General features: G+C 72.6%; 18 protein-coding genes. 12 read left to right on the forward strand and 6 right to left on the reverse strand.

The window, feature by feature from the left end:
• Window positions 1–1,213: hypothetical protein (locus HDC93_RS04445; RefSeq protein WP_260419405.1), on the forward strand; the 1,213-nt coding region annotated here is incomplete at its 5' end.
• A 61-nt stretch (window positions 1,214–1,274) separates the two neighbouring features.
• On the opposite strand, the gene HDC93_RS04450 is transcribed toward HDC93_RS04445, so the two are convergent.
• Window positions 1,275–2,585, reverse strand: a complete 1,311-nt coding sequence (locus HDC93_RS04450) for an ABC transporter substrate-binding protein (RefSeq protein WP_185007364.1) — start codon at window positions 2,583–2,585, stop codon at window positions 1,275–1,277.
• 116 nt (window positions 2,586–2,701) lie between these two features.
• Here HDC93_RS04450 and HDC93_RS04455 point away from each other — a divergent pair, with 116 nt between their 5' ends.
• Both HDC93_RS04455 and purU read left to right on the forward strand, forming a co-directional pair.
• A complete protein-coding gene (locus HDC93_RS04455; protein WP_185007367.1) occupies window positions 2,702–3,202 on the forward strand; it encodes an SCO4402 family protein in 501 nt (166 codons plus the stop codon).
• Window positions 3,203–3,273: 71 nt separating this feature from the next.
• Complete coding sequence (purU, locus tag HDC93_RS04460) at window positions 3,274–4,155, forward strand: formyltetrahydrofolate deformylase (RefSeq protein ID WP_185007369.1); 882 nt, start codon at window positions 3,274–3,276, stop codon at window positions 4,153–4,155.
• A gap of 93 nt (window positions 4,156–4,248) precedes the next feature.
• Here the strand turns inward: purU and HDC93_RS04465 are convergent, their stop codons facing one another.
• Both HDC93_RS04465 and HDC93_RS04470 read right to left on the reverse strand, forming a co-directional pair.
• Window positions 4,249–5,619: a zf-HC2 domain-containing protein gene (locus HDC93_RS04465; RefSeq protein ID WP_185007371.1), complete on the reverse strand. Its 1,371-nt coding sequence runs from the start codon at window positions 5,617–5,619 to the stop codon at window positions 4,249–4,251.
• Window positions 5,616–6,197: a sigma-70 family RNA polymerase sigma factor gene (locus HDC93_RS04470; RefSeq protein ID WP_185007374.1), complete on the reverse strand. Its 582-nt coding sequence runs from the start codon at window positions 6,195–6,197 to the stop codon at window positions 5,616–5,618. Before HDC93_RS04470 ends, HDC93_RS04465 begins: the two co-directional genes overlap by 4 nt.
• Before the next feature lie 362 nt (window positions 6,198–6,559).
• On the opposite strand from HDC93_RS04470, the gene HDC93_RS04475 reads away from it, so the two are divergent.
• On the forward strand, window positions 6,560–6,940 hold the full coding sequence (locus tag HDC93_RS04475; RefSeq protein WP_030849533.1) for an STAS domain-containing protein: 381 nt from the start codon (window positions 6,560–6,562) through the stop codon (window positions 6,938–6,940).
• A gap of 167 nt (window positions 6,941–7,107) precedes the next feature.
• Complete coding sequence (locus HDC93_RS04480) at window positions 7,108–7,620, forward strand: EF-hand domain-containing protein (RefSeq protein WP_185007375.1); 513 nt, start codon at window positions 7,108–7,110, stop codon at window positions 7,618–7,620.
• Between the two features lie 386 nt (window positions 7,621–8,006).
• Here the strand turns inward: HDC93_RS04480 and HDC93_RS04485 are convergent, their stop codons facing one another.
• On the reverse strand, window positions 8,007–9,509 hold the full coding sequence (locus HDC93_RS04485) for an AMP-binding protein (protein ID WP_185007376.1): 1,503 nt from the start codon (window positions 9,507–9,509) through the stop codon (window positions 8,007–8,009).
• A gap of 101 nt (window positions 9,510–9,610) precedes the next feature.
• Between HDC93_RS04485 and HDC93_RS04490 the strand changes: the two genes are divergently transcribed.
• The 4 genes from HDC93_RS04490 to HDC93_RS04510 all read left to right on the forward strand — a co-directional run bounded on the left by HDC93_RS04490 (window position 9,611) and on the right by HDC93_RS04510 (window position 14,025).
• On the forward strand, window positions 9,611–10,813 hold the full coding sequence (locus HDC93_RS04490) for an amidohydrolase family protein (RefSeq protein ID WP_185007377.1): 1,203 nt from the start codon (window positions 9,611–9,613) through the stop codon (window positions 10,811–10,813).
• A gap of 9 nt (window positions 10,814–10,822) precedes the next feature.
• A complete protein-coding gene (locus tag HDC93_RS04495) occupies window positions 10,823–11,956 on the forward strand; it encodes an acyl-CoA dehydrogenase family protein (RefSeq protein ID WP_185007378.1) in 1,134 nt (377 codons plus the stop codon).
• A gap of 225 nt (window positions 11,957–12,181) precedes the next feature.
• Window positions 12,182–13,102 carry an acyl-CoA dehydrogenase family protein gene (locus HDC93_RS04505; protein ID WP_185007927.1) on the forward strand — a complete coding sequence of 307 codons (921 nt, stop codon included), beginning with the start codon at window positions 12,182–12,184 and terminating at the stop codon, window positions 13,100–13,102.
• A 443-nt stretch (window positions 13,103–13,545) separates the two neighbouring features.
• Entirely contained in the window at window positions 13,546–14,025 is a 480-nt protein-coding gene (locus HDC93_RS04510) for an ATP-binding protein (RefSeq protein WP_185007929.1), read from the forward strand.
• Window positions 14,026–14,458: 433 nt separating this feature from the next.
• On the opposite strand, the gene HDC93_RS04515 is transcribed toward HDC93_RS04510, so the two are convergent.
• Window positions 14,459–15,385 (reverse strand): cyclase family protein, encoded by a 927-nt coding sequence (locus HDC93_RS04515; RefSeq protein WP_185007379.1) that lies wholly within the window; start codon window positions 15,383–15,385, stop codon window positions 14,459–14,461.
• Window positions 15,386–15,489: 104 nt separating this feature from the next.
• Between HDC93_RS04515 and HDC93_RS04520 the strand changes: the two genes are divergently transcribed.
• From HDC93_RS04520 to HDC93_RS04530, 3 genes are all read left to right on the forward strand, one after another.
• Complete coding sequence (locus HDC93_RS04520) at window positions 15,490–16,404, forward strand: SDR family oxidoreductase (protein ID WP_185007380.1); 915 nt, start codon at window positions 15,490–15,492, stop codon at window positions 16,402–16,404.
• 107 nt (window positions 16,405–16,511) lie between these two features.
• On the forward strand, window positions 16,512–17,660 hold the full coding sequence (locus HDC93_RS04525) for an acyl-CoA dehydrogenase family protein (protein WP_185007381.1): 1,149 nt from the start codon (window positions 16,512–16,514) through the stop codon (window positions 17,658–17,660).
• On the forward strand, window positions 17,660–18,709 hold the full coding sequence (locus tag HDC93_RS04530) for an alcohol dehydrogenase catalytic domain-containing protein (protein WP_185007382.1): 1,050 nt from the start codon (window positions 17,660–17,662) through the stop codon (window positions 18,707–18,709). The genes HDC93_RS04525 and HDC93_RS04530 overlap by 1 nt, the downstream gene beginning before the upstream one ends.
• On the opposite strand, the gene HDC93_RS04535 is transcribed toward HDC93_RS04530, so the two are convergent.
• On the reverse strand, window positions 18,699–19,712 hold the full coding sequence (locus HDC93_RS04535; RefSeq protein ID WP_185007383.1) for a GlxA family transcriptional regulator: 1,014 nt from the start codon (window positions 19,710–19,712) through the stop codon (window positions 18,699–18,701). The two genes, HDC93_RS04530 and HDC93_RS04535, sit on opposite strands and share 11 nt — an antisense overlap.
• Window positions 19,713–19,775 lie beyond the last annotated feature (63 nt).

The raw sequence follows: 19,775 nt of genomic DNA on the forward strand, positions 1-19,775 counted from the left end.
TGCGTACGGGGGCGGCCTGCCGCCTGCTTCCGGTGCGTACGGCGGTGGGCTGCCGTCGGCCTCGGCCGGCTACGGGCCCGCCGGAGGTGCCCCCCTGCCCCCGGCCGCCGACGAGGGGGCGACTCAGTACATACCGCCGGTCACGGGGGACGCGGCCGCAGCGGCCACGCAGTATCTGCCGCCCGTCGCGCGGTCCGCCGACGAGGGCGCGACCCAGTACATACCCCCGGTGACCCCGGGGGCCCTGCCGCCCGAGATGCCCGCGGGGGAGGACTCCGAGGCGACGCGGTTCCTCGGGACCGGGCCCCGCGCCGGGGCGGGAGCCGGATCGCTGCCGCCCGCCGCGCACCCGGACGCCGAGGCGACGCAGTACATACCGCCGGTGCCCGGCGGGGACAAGCAGCCGCCCGCCGAGTTCGACAACCTCTTCCGCAGCGACCAGGGCGCCGAGAGCCCGGCCGGGGCCACCCAGCAGATGCCCCGCATCGAGCAGCCCCAGCCGCACTCCCAGGCCTCGTACGGCGCTCCCCAGCCCTCCCACGCCCCGCCCGCCGGCGGCGGCCGGTCGCGCGGCGGCCCTACCGGCTCGCGCGTGCCCGTCATCGCCGCCGTGGGCATCGGCATCGCCGTCCTCGGCGTCGGCGCGGGCGCGCTGCTCGCGGGCGGCGGGGGCGGCGGTGACGACGACAGCGGCGACAAGAAGACCGTGGCCGCCTCCGCACCCGCGACGGACGGCTCCGCCTCCCCGTCCGCCGACCCCGCCCGGGCCCAGGCGGTCGAGCTGGACAAGCTGCTCGCCGACAGCGGCAACAGCCGCACCACCGTGATCAACGCGGTCGCCGACGTCAAGGGCTGCGACAACCTCCCCCAGGCCGCCAAGGACCTGCGCGACGCGGCCACGCAGCGCAGCCAGCTGGTCACCCGGCTCTCCGGCATCGAGGTCGACCAGCTGCCCGACCACGCCGCGCTGACCACCGCCCTCACCAAGGCCTGGCAGGCCTCCGCCTCGGCCGACAACCACTACGCGGCCTGGGCCGACCAGACCGCCGGCAAGAAGGGCTGCAAGAAGGGCCAGGCCCGCGCCACCAACCAGACCCAGGCCGGCAACCGGGCCAGCGGCGTCGCCAGCACCGAGAAGGCGAAGGCGGCCGGGCTGTGGAACGGGATCGCGAAGAAGTACGGCCTGACCGAGCGCCAGCCGACCCAGCTGTGACGGGACGGCCCGAGCGGGCCGTGGCCTCACCCGGGAGGGATGAGCCGGCGGACGGGGACGCTCAGTAGTTCACGTCGGCGTCCTGCAGCGTCTTCGTCGTGTCGACGAAGCCCTTGCGCGCCGACACCAGCCGCCCGTCCCGCACCACCTGAAGGGTCACGTTCGCGTTGACCAGGCGCGGGAAGCCCACCGCGGCGAGCTTGTCCTGGAACCGCCAGCGCAGCGTCGGCGTGAGCCCGCCCGTGCCGACCTCCAGGCCGTCGTCCAGGGCCTCCGCCACCGTGTCGGCGCTCACCTCGCCGTCCCCGAGCGACTCGACGACCTGCCGGAACACCGTGTAGGCGATCCACGTGGTCTGCACTCCGGCGTCCGCGGGGTCGATGCGGTTGTCGCCGAAGGCCTGCTCCCGGATCACCCGCTTCATGCCGTCCCAGCGCGGATCGCTCACCACCGGGTACCAGCCGGTGATGTACGAGCCCTCGTAGGGGCCCGACGCGCCGCCGGTCGCGTCGATCACCGTCTGGTCGACGCTGCCCAGCACGGTGGCCGTCCGCACCTCGGGGTAGTCCTCGCGGGCCCGCCGGAAGGAGTCCATGAAGGTGCCGTTGCGGTCTCCCAGCGCAGGCACCACACACCCGTCGTCGGCCGCGCCGCGGGTCGTCGTGCTCAGCGCCCGCTCGGCCTGGCCGTCGTACTCGGTGGCGTCCTCCGCCGCCCGCTGGTCGGTCGAGGCGCGGTGCCCCCCGGCCTTCAGCCCGGAGTCGAGCAGCGGGGGCAGCTGGTCGCCCGCGATGGTGTCGGGCCGGATCAGCGCGACGGGCCCGCAACCGGCGAGTGCGCTGCCGAGACCGGCGAGCAGCGCGGGCTGGCCGCCGTTGACGGGGTAGGACAGCGGGCTGGTGAACTCGGCGTTGGTGATGCCGTAGCCGCCTATGTACGGGATGCCGGCCCCCTCCAGCGACGGGAAGAAGGAGTCCGCGTACTGGCTGTAGGATCCGACGACCGCGACCGCGTTCTCCTTGGCGGCCCGCCGGGCGCACTTCGCGGCGTCCACGCTGTCGTTGTGGTCATTGCAGGTCAGCACGTTGAGCTTGCGGCCGTTGATCCCGCCCGCGGCGTTGATCCAGCGGGCGTAGGCCTGGGCGAAGGCGGGCATGCCGGGCTTGTTCGTGGCCTTGGTGCCCTGCGGGGCCCAGGTCATCACGGTGATGGTGTCGTCCCCGACATCCCCCGTGGTGCCGGGGACGACCCCGCAGCCGGCGAGGAGGGACGCGCACGCGACCGCCGTGCTCGCGGAGAGGACGCCGTTTCTGGCGTGACGGGTGAGGAGGCCGGGGAGGAATGTGCTGCGGGTGCGTCGCCTGCCGGTCATGGTCCGCACGATTCCGTCACATGGCTAACCCGTGAGTGATCTCGGGTCAACACTTGGTGACGCACGGGTGAATTACGGGGGCTGATGTCACCGATGTGGAGGGGAACGTACGATCGATGACCGTGCAAGCTTCGGAGAACTCTTCCCGTCGTGGCCGTCGCTCATCCACCATGGGCGGCATGCCTGTCAACGACATGCCGTGGTGGCGCTGGCGCAGCAACGTGCGCTCGGCGCTGCACATGCTCTCCGATCCCGGGTTCCAGCGGGACGTCTGGCTGGCCGGTGTGGACGGCTTCGGCGACGTGACCGACGCGGTGTACCGGCTGGTGGAGGACACATGGCTGGACCACTGGTCCGCCGAGAAGTACGTGGGCACGATCTTCCGCGACGCGCAGGAGGCCGCCCTGGTCGACAGCGCGGTGCTGCGGGTGCTGCGGATCATGCACCAGGTCGGGCCGGACGCGCCGGTCGCCGCGTACCTCGAGCACGAGGCATGGCCGGAGGCGGTCCAGGCGGCCCGGGTCGCGCACGTGCAGCTCGCGACGAGTGACGGCGAGGAGCCGGACACGGCGCCGCGCAGCCTGGACGTGCTGCGGATCATGACCAGGTCCGCCTAGCGGCTTCGCGGTGCGGTCCGCCCTGCGGGACGATTGCCGGGGGTGTCGCTCCTTGTGGGAACCTGTCCTGCATGAACGAGCAGTCCTCCAGCGCCGTGGCCCCGGCCGACCAGTACGTCCTCACCCTTTCCTGCCCGGACAGGAAGGGCATCGTGCACGCCGTGTCGAGCTATCTGTTCATGACCGGTTGCAACATCGAGGACAGCCAGCAGTTCGGCGACCACGACACGGGACTGTTCTTCATGCGGGTCCACTTCTCCGCGGACGCCCCGGTGACCGTGGAGAAGCTGCGGGCCAGCTTCGCGGCGATCGGTGACTCGTTCCAGATGGACTGGCACATCAACCGGGCCGACCAGAAGATGCGCATCCTGCTCATGGTCAGCAAGTTCGGGCACTGCCTGAACGACCTGCTGTTCCGGGCGCGCACCGGGGCGCTGCCGGTGGAGATCGCCGCAGTGGTGTCGAACCACACGGACTTCGCCGAGCTGGTGAAGTCCTACAACATTCCCTTCCACCACATTCCGGTGACGAAGGACACGAAGTCCGAGGCGGAGGGGCGGCTGCTCGACATCGTGCGCGAGGAGGACGTCGAACTGGTCGTGCTCGCGCGCTACATGCAGGTGCTGTCGGACGACCTCTGCAAGGCGCTGTCCGGGCGGATCATCAACATCCACCACTCGTTCCTGCCGAGCTTCAAGGGCGCCAAGCCGTATCACCAGGCTCATGCGCGGGGCGTGAAGCTGATCGGGGCCACCGCGCACTATGTGACGGCCGATCTCGACGAGGGGCCGATCATCGAGCAGGAGGTCGAGCGGGTCGGGCACGACGTGACGCCCGAGGGGCTTGTCGCGATCGGGCGGGACGTGGAGTGCCAGGCGTTGGCCCGGGGTGTGAAGTGGCATGCCGAGCGGAGGATTCTGCTCAACGGGCGGCGGACTGTGATCTTCGCCTAGGAGCTCGGGGGTCCCGTTTCGTGGCCGGTGCGGGTTGTCCGTGACTTGTCGCGCAGTTCCCCGCGCCCCTTCGGGCGTGCCCCTGAGGTCGGTCTACATCCTGCTCAGTGAAGCCGCCGCGAACAGGACGTCTCTGATCGCCTCTCTGTCTCCCACCTGGCCCGCCGCCGCCTCCTGCGGAGGGACATGGCCTGCGGCCAGGCGGCAGAACTCGACGCCGTCCAGGGCCACGTGGGCCACCTCGTGCTCGGCGGAGCCCTTCGCCGCCGGGGAGTCCAGCGGGATCAGCCACTCGCCGCCGCCCGAGCCTTCGATCTCCAGCCGGAGGCTGCGGCCCGGTTCGCCCGCCGCGACCAGATGCCGGTGGTGGGCGGGGGACGCGAGGCCGACCCGGCGGCGGTGGGCCAGGGCCGTCGGCAGCATCCGGGCCGCGAGGTCGATCATGCGGTGCAGATGGCGCGGCGAGGGTGGGTCGTAGGGGTAGTCGACCGCGTCGGCGATGTCCTCCGCGTGCACCCAGGTCTCGAAGGCGCGGTCGAGCATCGCGTCGTGCAGGGGCAGCTCGAAGTCGCCGTACGGCACCTGCATCTTCCCGGCGCCGCCGCCCGTGAAGGACACCGTGCGCACGAGGCTGTGGCTCTGCTCGCGCCAGGGCGCGCGCACGAACCGGGTCGGCGGGAAGTGGGAGGCGCGCCAGAGGGCCTCGGTGCGGGCCGCCGGCGTCGGCTGCCGGGACGGGACGTCGCCCAGCGGGTCGTCCAGGCCGAGCGCGACCGCCACCAGGCCGTCGACGCCGAGCAGATGCGCGATGACCCCGGCGACGGTGGTGCGGCGGCTCGTCGACGCGTCGGACCGGAACCAGCGCAGCCGTACCGGCGCGTGCCACTCGGCGTCGCCGAAGTCCTGCAGCAGGGCGTCCAGGCGCGCGGTCTCGGCGTCGTAGGCGGCGGCCCAGTCCGGTACCGGGATGCGCGGCGGGCGCCGCTCCAGGCAGGTGTCCAGGACGCGGGTGCGCAGCCCCGGGTCCAGGTCGAGGCTCTCGGGGCGTTGCAGCAGTCCGACCGCCTCGCGCAGCCGCCGGGCCTCGTCGGCGCAGGAGCCGCACGCGCCGAGGTGCTCTTCGACCGCCGTGGCCTCCTCGGCCGAGCACGCGGCCAGCGCCCAGGCGCCGAGCAGGGCCTTCAGCACGGGGTGTTCGAAGACGGGCGGGGCGGGCGGCGGTGCGGTGCCGCCGGGGTCCGCCGGCGCGGGCAGCGGCTGTCCGCTGTCCTCGACCGAGGCCCGGGGCATGGGTATCCGCGGCGGGCGCCCGCGCTCCGGGACGTCACGGGGCGTGCCGGTACCGCACCCACCCTGGCCACCTTCATCCCGAATGCTGCTTTCGTCCCGGGCGTTGCCCTTCCCCTCGTGGTCGTTCTCCCCCTCGTCGCCGTCGCCCTCCTCGAACCGGTCCGGCCCGTTCACACCGCACCCCCGTACCCGGGCGGTGCGCCCGGTGCCTCGGTGTCGTGGGCGGTGGACAGCAGTTGCAGGCCCAGGCGCAGGCGGCGGCGGGCCTCGTCCGCGGTGATGCCGAGGTCGGCGGCGGTCTGGCGGTAGTCGCGGCGCTGGAAGTAGGCCCGTTCCAGGGCCGAGCGCAGCGGGACGGGCATGGACTGCACGATGTAGTCGGCGCGGGCGGCGACCGAGGCGCGGCGCACCTTGTGCTCCAGTTCCTCGGTGGTGCCGGAGCCTTCGCGGGCGAGGGCGGCGGTCTCGGTGGCGCGCAGCCGCTGCACGGCGAGCCGGTGCGTCAGCGTGGCGACCCAGGTGCGCAGCGGGCCCTGCCGGGGGTCGTAGGAGTCGGGGTGTTCCCAGACGTGGATGAAGACCTCGCGGGTGATGCCGTCGGCGGCGCGCTCGTCGCCGAGGACGCGGTGGGCGAGGCCGTGCACGAGGGAGGCGAACCGGTCGTAGAGCTCACCGAGGGCGGCGGCCTCCCCGCGGGCGAGCCGCTGCTGCATCTTGCGGTCCCAGCGAGGCGGTACGTCCTTTTTCGCCATGCGGTCCCCTCACCCCCTGCTCGTGTCCCGCGCCCCTGCTCCGTCCAGCCTGTGCCCGACGTCTCCTCGAATGTAGTCGGCACGTCCGGTAGCGCACGCCCCTTTGTGGCAATGTGCGCCCCCTGACCGGCCGTAGGTGGTAGAGGGCCAGCGGCCCTCGCACCGGTTGCCTTTGGGCTCGCGCCTACCCCATGGCCCTAGGATCAGGCCTGACTGAAGAGGATCGAACAGGATCGAAGTCGACTGAAACAAGCCTCTTCCGCGGGGGATCCGTTTTTCGGGTTGTGTTTCGGGGAACGGCCGCTGGGCAGCCGCGCTGCAAGGAAGCGTAGGGTCTGCTTCCGGTTTGGCGATCGAAGGGCGTGGTGGTGACCTTCAAAGTGACCGGCGGCGAGCAGGGCGAATGGGCCGTGCTCCAGGTGTCCGGCGAACTGGATCTGGTGACGTCACCAGTGCTGCGTCAGCGCGTGCACGACGTGGTGGCCGAGGGGCATCACTGTCTCGTCCTGGATCTGTCCGAGGTGTTCTTCTGCGACTCCAGCGGCGTCGGCGTGCTCATCGCGGCCCGTCGGCTGATCCGCTCCTGCCAGGGCCGGCTGCGCCTCGTGCTGCCCGCCCGCGGCGCGGCAGACGGCTCCCATGTCAACCGGGTCCTCGGCGCGCTGGGCGTGCGCAGGCTGTTCGACGTGTACGGCGACGTGGACGCGGCCCTCGGCGACGAGGGCGAACCCCTGTCCGCGTGACGGTCCGACGACGCACGGTGGACCGAGTGTCGCCGTTCGACACGCCGTTGTCCCGGAATTCCCCCGGTCTTGGCACAAGTGACGTTTTCCCGCGCCCGAACGGCGCCCTCCGTCGTACGCTCCGACCGAAACGCACCCCACCCGACGTAAGGCGGCCTGAAGAAGACATGGTCAGCAGCGAGTACGAGCGCAGGATCGCCGCCCGGTTCGCCACCTTCGACCAGGACGGCAACGGCTACATCGACCGCGAGGACTTCTACGGCGCGGCCAAGGCGCTGCTCACGGAGTTCGCGGTGGCGGCCCGCTCCGACATGGGACAGGCCCTGTACGGCGGCGCCGAGGCCTTCTGGCAGGGCATGGCCGGGATAGCGGACCGCGACGGCGACCAGCGCATCACGCGCGAGGAGTTCGTCAACGGCGCGGTCAAGCGCCTGCGTGACAACCCCGACCGGTTCGCCGAGATCGCCCGCCCCTTCCTGCACGCGGCCCTGGACATCGCCGACACCGACGGTGACGGCGCGGCGACGACCGAGGAGGCCGCCCGCGTCCTGAAGTGCCTCGGCGTCCCCGAGGACCTCGCGGGCCGGGCCGCCGCCGCGCTCGACGAGGACGGCGACGGCAAGGTCGGCGAGTCCGAGGTCGTCCCGGCCTTCGCCCGCTACTTCACCGTGCCCGAGTAGGGACACGCGTCCGCGTCGCGGGATGTCGGCGCGCCTTCGCCGCAGGGGTGGTTCACGGGCGGGCGGCTGCGGGCTGTCGGTGGTCGCTCGCGCAGTTCCCCGCGCCCCTGGGGGGGGGGGCGTCCGCTGCGGGGCATGTGTCCGCGTCGTGGGAGGTCGGCGCGCCTTCGCCGCAGAGTGGTTCACGGGCGGGTGGCTGCGGGCTGTCGGTGGTCGCTCGCGCAGTTCCCCGCGCCCCTGGGGGGGCGTCCGCTGCGGGGCATGTGTCCGCGTCGTGGGAGGTCGGCGCGCCTTCGCCGTGGGGGTTGTTCCGGGCGGGTGGCTGCGGGCTGTCGGTGGTCGCTCGCGCAGTTCCCCGCGCCCCTGAAGAGCCTGCCCGCAGCGGGTCACATACCCGCGTAGCGCTCGCGGAGCTTGTACTTCAGTACCTTCCGCAGGGTCTCGCCCCGCGGAAGGGCGTCCACCACCTCCAGCCGCTCCGGCAGCTTGTGCACCGACAGTCCCTCGGTGCGCAGGAAGGCGGTGACGTCCGCGAGCGTCAAGGCCTCGGCCCCCGGCGGCTGTTCCACCACCGCGCACACCAGCTCGCCGCGCGCCGCGTCCGGCAGGCCGATCACCGCCACGTCCCCGACCGCCGGATGCCGGTGCAGCAGGTCCTCGATCTCCTGGGCCGAGATGTTCTCGCCCTTGCGGATGATCACGTCCTTCAGCCGCCCGGTGAGGACCAGGTGCCCGGTCTCCGTGAGCCGCCCGAGGTCACCGGTGCGCAGGAACCCGTCCTCGTCGAAGGCCTCCGCCGTCTGCCCCGGATCCAGGTACCCGCGGCACACCGCCTCCCCGCGCAGCCGCACCTCCCCGTCCACGATCCGGATCCGCATGCCCCGCGGCGGACGCCCCTCCGTCGTCGCCAGCAGCTCGGGGCCGTCGTCCGGATCCCCCATGGTGATCATCGGCACCTCGGTCATGCCGTACCCGTGGGTGAGTTGCACACCCATCTCGCGCACGACGGCGTGGTACAGCTCCGGCGGCTTGGGCGCTCCGCCGCCCGCCAGCAGCCGGAGCGTCGGCACCACGGGCTCTCCCGGCGCCTTGCGCTGCTCCGCCAGGAACATCGAGTAGAACGCCGTCGACCCGCCCGCCATGGTCACCCCGTGCGCGCGGTACGCGGCCAGCGCCTCCGGCAGCGCGAACTGCTCGAACAGCACCGCCGGGAAGCCGTAGAGCAGCAGCATCACCGTGTAGTCGGGCCCGCCGATGTGGGCGTAGGGGAAGGCGATCGAGCCCACGTCCCGCGCCGAGGGGCGCAGCGCGTGCGCCAGGCAGGAGCCGCCCGCGAGCAGGGAACGGTCCGTGTGCAGCACGCCCTTGGGGTCGGAGGTCGTGCCGGACGTCCAGTAGATCCAGCGGACGGCCCCGCCGTCGCAGGGCGGGGGAGGCAGCACGGACGGATCGCCCTCGGGCAGGTCGTCGTAGGCCTGGAAGACGCCCTTCGCGCCGAGCCGCCGGGCCATCTCCGTGTGGTCGAAACCGCGCCAGGTGCCCGGCACCGCGAAGAACTCGGCCCTCGACTCGCGCAGCGCGAAGCCGACCTCGCGGTCCCGGTAGAAGGGGATCACCGGGGTCTGCACGACGCCGAGCCGGGCCAGGGCGAAGGACAGCACGGCGGTCTCGATGCGGGTGGGCAACTGCCAGGCGACCACCGTGCCGGGGCGTACGCCCATGCCGTACAGCCCGGCCGCGACCCGCTCGGCACGCGCGCGCAGCGCCTCGAAGGTCAGCGTCCGGTCGTCCTGGAGGAAGAGCGGGCGGTCGGGCGTGAGGGCGGCACGGCGGGTGACCAGCTCCCACAGGGTGCGGGACGAACTCAGGGCGTGCGCAGTGCCGTTCACGGCTGCCCCCTGCTCCTCGGCGTGCTGCTTGGCTGACGGGTCGTCAGGTGAGATGCTAGCTGACGCTGCATCAGATAAGTACCGTCCGGCGGAGGGGACCCATGGCGACCGAACTGCCCCGCATCATCAGCGTCGACGACCACGTGATCGAGCCCGCCCACCTCTTCGACACCTGGCTGCCGGCCAAGTACCGCGAGCGCGGCCCGAGGGCGCTGACCGCCGGGATCGGTGAACTCGCCTACATCGGCGGCAAGTACCGGATCACCATGGACCCGGACGGCCAGCCCACCGACTGGTGGATCTACGAGGACCTGCAGTTCCCGTACAAGCGCAACATCGCCGCCGTCGGCTTCGACCGCGACCAGATGACCCTGGAGGGCATCACCCGCGAGGAGATGCGACGCGGCTGCTGGGACCCGAAGGCCCGCCTGGAGGACATGGACCTCAACCATGTCGAGGCGTCCCTCTGCTTCCCGTCCTTCCCCCGCTTCTGCGGGCAGACCTTCGCCGAGGCGCACGACAAGGAGGTCGCCCTCGCCTGCGTACGCGCCTACAACGACTGGATGGTCGAGGAGTGGTGCGGCGGCAGCGGCGGGCGGCTCATCCCGCTGTGCCTGATCCCGCTCTGGGACGTCGGCCTGGCCGTCGAGGAGATCCGCCGCAACGCCGCGCGCGGGGTGAAGGCCGTGACCTTCTCCGAGATCCCCACCCACCTCGGGCTGCCGTCCATCCACTCCGGCTACTGGGACCCGTTCTTCGCGGTCTGCCAGGAGACCGGGACGGTCGTCAACATGCACATCGGCAGCAGCTCCCAGATGCCCGCCGCCTCACCGGACGCCCCGCCCGCCGTCCAGGCCTCCCTCAGCTTCAACAACGCCATGGCCTCGATGATGGACTTCCTCTTCAGCGGCGTCCTGGTGCGCTTCCCGCGCCTCAGACTCGCCTACTCCGAAGGGCAGATGGGCTGGGTCCCGTACGCCCTGGAGCGCGCCGACGACGTGTGGGAGGAGCACCGTGCCTGGGGCGGGGTGCGCGACACGGTCCCCGAGCCGCCGTCGACGTACTACTACCGGCAGATGTTCTGCTGCTTCTTCCGCGACAAGCACGGCGTGGCCTCGCTGGACGTGGTCGGCCGGGACAACGCCACCTTCGAGACCGACTACCCGCACGTCGACTCGACCTTCCCGCACACCAAGGAGGTCGCCCTCGATCACGTCAAGGGCCTCGACGACGAGACGGTGTACAAGCTGATGCGGGGCAACGCCATCCGGATGCTCGACCTCGGCCTGGACCGGGACCGCTGAGGCCCGCCGATGGACCTGTCGTACACGCCCGAGGAGGAGGACTTCCGGGCCCGGCTGCGGGACTGGCTCGCGAGGGTGCTCCCCGCCCTCCCGCCCCAGCCGTCCCCCGACGACTGGCCGGGGCGGCGGGCCTACGACCTCGGCTGGCAGCGGCGGCTGCACGACGCCGGATACGCCGACGTCCACTGGGACGCCTCCCCGACCCTGCGGCTGATCTTCCTGGAGGAGACCGAGAGGGCGGGCGCGCCCTACGTGGGTGCCAACTTCGTGGGCCTGCTGCACGCCGGTCCGACCATCGCCGCCGAGGGCACGGCGGACCAGCGGGCACGCTGGCTGCCGCCGATCCTGCGCGGCGAGGAGGTCTGGTGCCAGGGCTTCAGCGAACCGGGCGCCGGATCCGACCTCGCGGCCCTGCGCACACGCGCGCAGCGCGACGGCGACGCCTACGTGGTGACCGGCACCAAGATCTGGACCTCCCACGCGGAAGTCGCCGACTGGTGCGAGCTGTTGGTGCGCACCGACCCCGGGGCGCCCAAGCACGGGGGTATCACCTGGCTCGCGATGCCCATGGACGCGCCCGGCGTCACCGTACGGCCGCTGCGCACCCTCGCCGGGTCGGCCGAGTTCGCCGAGGTGTTCCTCGACGAGGTGCGGGTGCCGGTGGCGAACCGGGTCGGGGACGAGAACGACGGCTGGCGCGTGACCATGGTGACGCTGTCCTTCGAGCGGGGCACGGCCTTCGCCGGCGAGGTCGTCGCCTGCCGACGTGTGCTGGGCGAACTGGCCGTCGAGGCCCGCAAGAACGGCCGGTGGGACGACCCGGCCCTCAGACGCCGGCTGGGCGGACTCGACGCCGAGTTCCGGGCGCTGTGGCGGCTCACCCAGTGGAACGTCAGCGCGGCGGAGGCATCGGGAAGGGTACCGGGCGCCGGCGGTTCGGTCTTCAAGCTCCGCTACTCGCACGCCCGCCAGGATCTCTACGACGCCGCCGCGCAGGTGCTGGGCCCCGACTGCCTCGACCTGGACCGGCCCTGGGCCCTCGAACGACTGAACTCCCTGTCGTACACCATCGCGGCCGGCACCTCGCAGGTGCAGCACAGCATCATCGCCGAGCGCATCCTCGGCCTGCCGAAGGGACGGTGAGTCACCGTGCGGTTCCGGCTGACGGACGACCAGCGGGCCCTGCGGGACGGGTTGCGCGAGGCGCTGGCCCGGCGCTTCGACGCGGACGCGCTGCGGGCGGCCGTGGAGGGTGCTGCCGGGGTGAAGGGCGGCACGGAGGGTGAGGGGACGGGCCGTCGCGGGGCGGGGGCCGGCTCTTGCGGAAACGGAGGTGGCGGGACGGTCCGTTCCGTGAACGGCGCAGGCATGGCGAGTAATTCCGCGTCAGCCGGGGAGCGGGCGGGTGTGTCCGGCGTCGGCGGCGAGCGGTTGGGCCGTGCCGGGTCCGGTGGCCGGCCGGTACGCGGTGCCGAGGCGGACGGGGGCGCCGCGGGGGCCCGTCGTACGGCCGGGTCGCCGCGGCTCGACCGGGCGGTGTGGCGGGCCCTCGGAGACCTCGGGTTCTTCGCGCTGCGGATGCCGGAGGCGGACGGCGGGGTCGGACTCGGGCTGCCGGAGGCGGTGTTGCTGTTCGAGGAGACGGGGAGGGCGCTGGTGCCCGGCCCGCTCGTCGCCACCCACCTCGCGGCCGGTGCCGTACCGGGCGCTGCCGCCGGGGAGACGGTGGTGGCGGCCGTGGACGGCGGGCTCGTGGAGTGGCTGGACGAGGCGGACGTCGTACGCGGAGACACCTCCGGGGCGGTGCCGCTGCGTTCGATCGACCCGCTGACGCCCCTGCACCGGGTGCCTGCGGGGCGGGCCGCCCCCGACCCCGTCGCCGTCCTCCTCACCGCCGCCGAGCAACTCGGCACGGCCGGCCGCGTCTGCGAACTCGCGGCGCAACACGCCCGGGCGCGCGAACAGTTCGGCCGGCCCGTCGGGGCCTTCCAGGCGGTGGCGCACCTGTGCGCGGGGATCTTGGTCGGGACGGAGACGGCCCGCGCCGCGGTCTACGCGGCCGCCGTCACGGCCGACCCGGCCGACATCGCGGCGGCCCGGATCCTCGCCGACGAGGCCGCCGTGCGCGGCGCCCGCGACTGCCTCCAGGTGCACGGCGGCATGGGCTTCACCTGGGAGTCCGAGGTCCATCTGCATGTGAAACGCGCATGGGTTCGAACTCAGCGTGCGGGTGGTGTCACGGAGAGTGAGGAAGCTCTCGCGGCGGCTTTGCCGGCCGAATCGGTCTGACGGGCCGTCTGGCTGCGCTGTCGCCGTACGCGCTCCCGGAGATGTCATGGATCGTGGCATACCGGAATCACGGAGCGTTGATATCGGCTTGTGTCCTCAGTGTGACTCGTTACGGCCTGGAGTCGATTGCGCGCTCCGGTACCTTGTGTCAAATGCGAGTGGCTCCGAGCGCAGTGCGACCCCGTGTCGCCACCTGTTCGACTGCCCGCGGCGAGCGTCGCACAGTATGCCGCACGGGTACTCCTTCGCGCTGGAATATGCCCGAAGCGCTTGTTGGCGTGACTGTACGTCAACCATGCTGTCCCACAAGGGATTCACGTTCCGTGATCCTTGTCCCGGCCGTTGTTCTGGCCATGCAGAAAATGGCTACGATCGTGGCCCTCGTGAGGCGCGAGCCTAAGTGTCCGCCGGTTCGGATGGTGTGAGCGGTGCAGGTGCTTCAAGTGCAGCTGGAGATCCGGCCCGACCCCGCAGAAGTGGGGCGTGCCCGGCGGTGGGCCCGCTCCCGCCTGGCCGGGTCCGGCATACAGGCCGATGAACCCCTCGCCGAGACGCTGATCCTGCTCGTCTCCGAGCTCGTCACCAACGCCGTGGTGCACACCGGCCGTCCCGCGGTCCTGCGGCTGTCGCTGCCGCACGTGGTGACGGAGGAGGCCACGGTCCGTCTCGAGGTCGCGGACCGCAGCGGCCGGGCCCCGGTGCCCCGGTGCGTCGGCGACGAAGCGACCGGCGGCCGGGGGCTGGCGCTCGTCGACGGGCTCGCCGACCGCTGGGGCTGGAGCGTCGAGGCCACCGGCAAGCGCATCTGGTGCGAACTGGACCGGTGTGAGAAGTCCCGCGACCTCACGACGTCGTGCGGGAGCGGCGCGGAGGCGTACGGCGGCGGGGCGGCTTTCGAGGGGCTGGCGTACGAGGCGGTCTAGCGCCGCCGGCCGCCGCCCGCGCCTGCCGGGTGCGGAGGGCGACGGCGCATGCCGCGGGTGTGTGCGGCCGGGCCGGGGCACGGATGCACGGCGGGTCGGCAGGTTCCCTCGGGGGATGCGGCGATGCGCCGGGACGTGCTTCCGTGCGCGCCTACGGCAAAAGCCATATGAGTGACATATCGCCGAATGGGTGTTGACGCGTCGTGACCGGTTGCTCACGCTTGTGGTCAGCGATTCGCCGCGAGGGGACGACGAGGGCTTCGGTGGACGGCAGCCCTCGGCGAGTGTGAGTCGTGATTCGGCGTCGGCTTCCTCCAGGGCGAGGGAGTCGGGGCGGGAGCGCCGGAGTCGGGTGGCGGCGCGCGCTGTCGTGCTCGGGGCGAGCAGCGCGGCGCCGCCATCCAGCTTCAGCGGGGTGGCGGCCCGGCCCGGCCTACAGGACGGCGACGGGCGCCACCGGAGAGCCGGTCGCCCCGGTGAACGGCTCGGGGGTCGCCGTCAGCAGGAACGCATGACGGCCCGCTTCTCCACAGGCTGTGGACAACTTTTCGAGATTCCAGTTCTGCCCCTGTGGCATGCCCATCTCCACGAGGTGGAGGGCGTGCACGGGCAGCCAGAGATCCGCCACCTCGGGCGGGAACACCTCGAAGGTCAGGGTGTCGTTGGCGACCGCCGCCACATCGTGCGCGTGGAACCACTCCGGCGTGCGGATCGACAGCCCCGGTGACGGATACGCGTAGCCGTGCCGGTCCCCGGCCAGGCAGGCCTGGATCTGTCCGGTCCGTACGAGCACGATGTCACCGGCCCGCACCCGTGTGCCGGCCAGTTCCTCGGCGGCGTCCAGGTCCTCGGGCGTGACGGCGTACCCGCCGTCGAGCCGGTCCGTGCCCCGGGCCCGGGCGACGTCCAGCAGCACCCCGCGCGAGACGACGTGCCGGACCGTGCCGATACCGCTGAACCCGGCGCCGCCGTGCGGGGTGACGGTGTGCGCCGGGCGGCCGTTGTAGAGCCGGCCCGAGTGCGAGACATGGGACAGGGCGTCCCAGTGGGTGGCCGCCTGGAGTCCCATGGTCACGACGTCGTCGCTGCACGCGACCGTGCCCGGGCCGAAGATCTCCTGGTTGATCTGCACCATGGTGTGCAGGGGATCGACCCGGCCGGGGATCACGCCGGTCTGCACGCCGTCCTGCTGGAGCGGCAGGGCCAGCGGGACGCGATGGCCGGTGCGGACGGTGGCCGCGGCCTGTCTGACGACCTCGTCGGTGATCAGGTTCAGGGTGCCGATCTCGTCGTCGGCTCCCCAACGCCCCCAGTTGTTCACGCGCTTGGCGATGTCGTGGAACGCGTCCGGCAGCGACATGAGTCCTCCCCGGGGCTTGTGTTCCCGTATCTGACGGGTCGTAGAATTCGGGAGTCGAAAATCTAACGGTCCGTCAGAAACCGTGGGACGGGAAGGGGCCGGGCGTGGGGAACTTCTTGGCAGGCAAGGTCGTCGCCGTCACGGGGGCGGGGCGGGGCATCGGCCGGGCGGTCGCACTCGCGGCGGCGGCCGAGGGCGCGAAGGTCGTGGTCAACGACTACGGCGTCGCGGTCGACGGCGCCTCACCGACGAGCGAGATCGCCCAGGCCGTCGTCAAGGAGATCGAGGCGGCGGGCGGGGAAGCGGTGGCCGTCGCCGACGACATCTCCACGATGGCGGGCGGGCGGCGGGTCGTGGACCTGGCGCTGGAGTCGTACGGGCGGCTGGACGGGGTCGTCTGCGTGGCAGGGATCCTGCGCGAGCGGATGCTGTTCAACATGACCGAGGAGGAGTGGGACCCGGTCGTCGCGACGCATCTGAAGGGCACGTTCACGGTGTTCCGGGCGGCCTCCGCGGTGATGCGCGGGCAGCGGGCCGGGACGCTGATCGGCTTCACCAGCGGCAACCACCAGGGGTCGGTGTCGCAGGCCAACTACAGCGCGGCGAAGGGCGGGATCATCTCGCTGGTGCGCAGCGCGGCGCTCGGGCTGCACAAGTACGGGGTGACCGCGAACGCGGTGGCGCCGGTCGCACGGACGCGGATGTCGGCGGGGGTGCCGATGGAACTGGCGGAGATCGGGGAGCCGGAGGACGTCGCCGCGCTGGTGGTGTATCTGCTGTCCGACGCGGCCTCGCGGGAGGGGATCACCGGGCAGGTGTACACGGTGGCCGGGGAGAAGATCGCGGTGTGGGCGCAGCCGCGGGAGCTGCGTGCGGCGTATGCCTCCGGCGGGTGGACGGTGGAACGGATCGCGGAGTTTCTGCCCGGCTCGGTGGGGGTGGATCCGATGCCGTCGCTGGAACGGGTGCGGGAGATGGAGAGGGCGGCGGCTCGGGGGGAACGGCCGAACGCCCAGTAGCTCGGGGGTTCGGGCTCCACGGCGGGTGCGGGTCTCGTCGTGGCCGGTCGCGCAGTTCCCCGCGCCGCTGGGCGATCCGCCCCTGCGGCATCGAGAGGAGAACCCTGATGGACTTCGGCTTCGGCCCGGAGCACGACGCGTTCCGCAGCGAAGCGCGTGACTGGCTGGCTTCGCACGTCAGCGGCGCTGCCGACCGCCGCACCTGGGAGCGCACCCTCGGGGCTGCCGGGTGGATCGGGCTCGGGTGGGGTGAGGACGGCTACGGCAATCGCAGGGCCACCCTCACCCAACAGGTCGTCTGGGCCGAGGAGTACGCGCGGTCGGGGGCGCCGCCGCGGTCCGGGCACATCGGGGAGAACCTGCTCGCGCCCACGCTCCTCGCCCACGGCACCGACGAGCAGAAGGCGCGGTTCCTGCCGCCGATCGCCGCCGGTGCGGAACTCTGGTGCCAGGGCTACAGCGAACCCGGCGCCGGTTCGGACCTGGCCGGTGTCCGTACCGCGGCCGTGCGCGAGCCGGACGGCCGTACGTACCGGGTGACCGGGCAGAAGATCTGGACGTCGCTCGCCCGCGAGGCGGACTGGTGTTTCGTGCTGGCCAGGACCGAGCCCGGCTCGGTGCGGCACCACGGGCTGACCTTCCTGCTCGTCCCCATGGACCAGCCCGGCCGGATCGAGGTCCGCCCCATCCGTCAGATGACCGGCACCAGCGACTTCAACGAGGTCATCTTCGACGGCGCGCACGCCGAGCACGTCGTCGGCGGCGAGGGCGACGGCTGGCGCGTCGCCATGAGCCTGCTCGGCTTCGAACGCGGGGTGTCCACGCTGGCCCAGCAGATCGGGTTCGCCGAGGAACTGGGCGCTGTGGTGCGGACCGCAGAGGAGTCGGGCGCGGTGCACGACCCCGTCGTACGGGAGCGGCTCGTGCGGCAGTGGGCCGAGCTGCGGACGATGCGCTGGAACGCCCTGCGCACGCTGGGGGGTTGTGGTGACGCGGGTGCCCCGAGCGTGGCCAAGCTGCTGTGGGCCGGCTGGCACCAGCGGCTCGGCGAGCTGGCGGTGCTGGTGCGGGGCGCGGCGGCCGGAGTGGGCCCCGTCGACTGGTCGGCGTCGGCGCCGTACGAACTGGACGCCGCGCAGCACCTGTTCCTCTTCTCGCGGGCCGACACGATCTACGGCGGCTCGGACCAGATCCAGCGCACGATCATCGCCGAGCGTGTGCTCGGCCTGCCCAGGGAGCCCAAGGGGGCCGTGTGATGCGAGGCGTGATCTTCGACGGGAAGCAGGTCCGGGTCGTGACGGACCTGGAGGTGCGGGAGCCGGGGCCGGGCGAGGTGCGGGTGGCGATCTCGGCGGCCGGGCTGTGCCACAGCGATCTGTCGGTGGTGGACGGGACCATCCCCTTCCCCGTGCCCGTGGTGCTGGGCCATGAGGGGGCCGGGGTCGTGGAGGCGGTGGGTGGGGGCGTCACCCATGTCGCGCCCGGTGACCATGTGGCGCTGTCCACCCTGGCGAACTGCGGTACGTGCGCCGAGTGCGACCGGGGCCGGCCGACCATGTGCCGGCAGGCCATCGGACGCCCGGGCCGGCCGTTCGGCCACGAGGGCTCGCCGGTGCACCAGTTCGCGTCCAGCTCGGCGTTCGCGGAGCGCACGGTCGTCAAGGCCGTCCAGGCGGTCCGGATCCCCGACGACATACCGATGGCCTCGGCGGCGCTCATCGGATGCGGGGTGCTGACCGGGGTGGGCGCCGTGCTGAACCGGGCACGGGTGGACCGGGGCGACAGCGTCCTGGTCATCGGGGCGGGCGGCATCGGCCTGAACGTGCTCCAGGGGGCGCGGCTCGCGGGCGCCGGGCGGATCGTGGCCGTCGACGCCAACCCGGCGAAGGAGGAGATGGCACGCCGGTTCGGCGCGACCGACTTCCTCACCTCGGCCGGCGGCGTGCGCGACCTGCTGCCCACGGGCGTGGACCACGCCTTCGAGTGCGTCGGCCGCGTGGAGCTGATCCGGCAGGCGATCGACGCCCTGGACCGGCACGGGCAGGCGATCCTGCTCGGGGTCCCGCCCGCCACGGCCGAGGCGTCCTTCCGCGTCTCCTCGATGTACCTCGACAAGTCCATCCTGGGCTGCCGCTACGGCTCCTCCCGCCCTCAGCGGGACATCGCCCTGTACGCCGGCCTGTACCGCCAGGGGCGCCTCCTGCTCGACGAACTGGTCACCCGGACCTACCCGGCCGAGGACTTCGAAGAGGCGGCGGCGGACGCCGAGGCGGGCCGGGTGGCGCGGGCGGTGCTCACCTTCTGACGGCGGCCGCGGTGTCGTTCTCCGCCCGGAACGTGCGCCGGTAGGCGGTGGGTGTGACACCGAGGGCCGACTGGAGGTGCTGACGCATCGACTGGGCCGTGCCGAAGCCCGCGTCCCGGGCGACCCGGTCGACGGAGCGGTCGGTGGACTCCAGGAGGTGGCGGGCCCGTTCCACGCGCTGCTGGGTGAGCCACTGGCCGGGGCTGACGCCGGTCTCCTCGCGGAAGCGGCGGGTGAAGGTGCGCACCGACATGGACTCCCGGGCGGCCATGTCGCGCAGCTGGATCGGCTCGTGGAGGCGGCCCAGGGCCCAGGCGCGGGCCGAGGTCGTCGTCGCCTGCTGCGGGTCGGGTACCGGCCGGTGGATGTACTGCGCCTGACCGCCGTCGCGGTGCGGCGGTACGACCGTGCGGCGGGCCACGTCGTTGGCGACCGCCGTGCCGTGGTCGCGGCGCACCATGTGCAGGCACAGGTCGATGCCCGCCGCGACGCCGGCGGAGGTCAGGATGTCGCCGTCGTCGATGAACAGGACGTCGGCGTCGACCTCGATCCGCGGGAACAGCCGCTGGAAACGGTCGGCGTCGGCCCAGTGCGTGGTGGCGGGACGGCCGTCGAGGAGACCGGCGGCGGCGAGGACGTAGACGCCGGTGCAGATGGAGGCGAGCCGGGTGCCGGGGCGGATGTGGCCGAGGGCGGCGGCCAGTTCGCCGGTGAGCACGCCCTGCTCGAAGACCGGGCCCTGTTCGTACGACGCCGGGACGATCACCGTGTCGGCGGTGGCCAGGGTCTCGGGGCCGTGCTCGACCTGGATGGCGAAGTCGGCGTCGGTCCGCACCGGGCCCGGCGGACGGATCGAGCAGGTGACGACGTCGTACAGCGGGCGTCCCCGGGCGTCCCGGGGGCGGCCGAAGATGCGGTGCGGGATGCCCAGCTCGAAGGGGAGCAGGCCGTCGCGGGCGAGGACGACGACCCGGTGCGGGCGGAACCCCGGCTCACGGCTCATGGCCCGATCCTAACGAATGCTGTCCTTCGGGCCACTCGATGGAGTGCGCCGCGGATCGGAAGC

Source organism: Streptomyces sp. AK010, from assembly GCF_014207295.1.
Classification (GTDB): domain Bacteria; phylum Actinomycetota; class Actinomycetes; order Streptomycetales; family Streptomycetaceae; genus Streptomyces; species Streptomyces massasporeus.

What these genes read in the sequence shown, in the direction of transcription:
- HDC93_RS04535 (WP_185007383.1), bottom strand. Translation starts at nt 19,712, where the DNA reads ATGAGCCGTGAGCCGGGGTTCCGCCCGCACCGGGTCGTCGTCCTCGCC.
- HDC93_RS04530 (WP_185007382.1), top strand. Translation starts at nt 17,660, where the DNA reads ATGCGAGGCGTGATCTTCGACGGGAAGCAGGTCCGGGTCGTGACGGAC.
- HDC93_RS04470 (WP_185007374.1), bottom strand. Translation starts at nt 6,197, where the DNA reads ATGGCGAAAAAGGACGTACCGCCTCGCTGGGACCGCAAGATGCAGCAG.
- HDC93_RS04505 (WP_185007927.1), top strand. Translation starts at nt 12,182, where the DNA reads ATGGCGAGTAATTCCGCGTCAGCCGGGGAGCGGGCGGGTGTGTCCGGC.
- HDC93_RS04450 (WP_185007364.1), bottom strand. Translation starts at nt 2,585, where the DNA reads ATGACCGGCAGGCGACGCACCCGCAGCACATTCCTCCCCGGCCTCCTC.
- HDC93_RS04455 (WP_185007367.1), top strand. Translation starts at nt 2,702, where the DNA reads ATGACCGTGCAAGCTTCGGAGAACTCTTCCCGTCGTGGCCGTCGCTCA.
- HDC93_RS04490 (WP_185007377.1), top strand. Translation starts at nt 9,611, where the DNA reads ATGGCGACCGAACTGCCCCGCATCATCAGCGTCGACGACCACGTGATC.
- HDC93_RS04525 (WP_185007381.1), top strand. Translation starts at nt 16,512, where the DNA reads ATGGACTTCGGCTTCGGCCCGGAGCACGACGCGTTCCGCAGCGAAGCG.
- HDC93_RS04515 (WP_185007379.1), bottom strand. Translation starts at nt 15,385, where the DNA reads ATGTCGCTGCCGGACGCGTTCCACGACATCGCCAAGCGCGTGAACAAC.
- HDC93_RS04495 (WP_185007378.1), top strand. Translation starts at nt 10,823, where the DNA reads ATGGACCTGTCGTACACGCCCGAGGAGGAGGACTTCCGGGCCCGGCTG.
- purU (WP_185007369.1), top strand. Translation starts at nt 3,274, where the DNA reads ATGAACGAGCAGTCCTCCAGCGCCGTGGCCCCGGCCGACCAGTACGTC.
- HDC93_RS04480 (WP_185007375.1), top strand. Translation starts at nt 7,108, where the DNA reads ATGGTCAGCAGCGAGTACGAGCGCAGGATCGCCGCCCGGTTCGCCACC.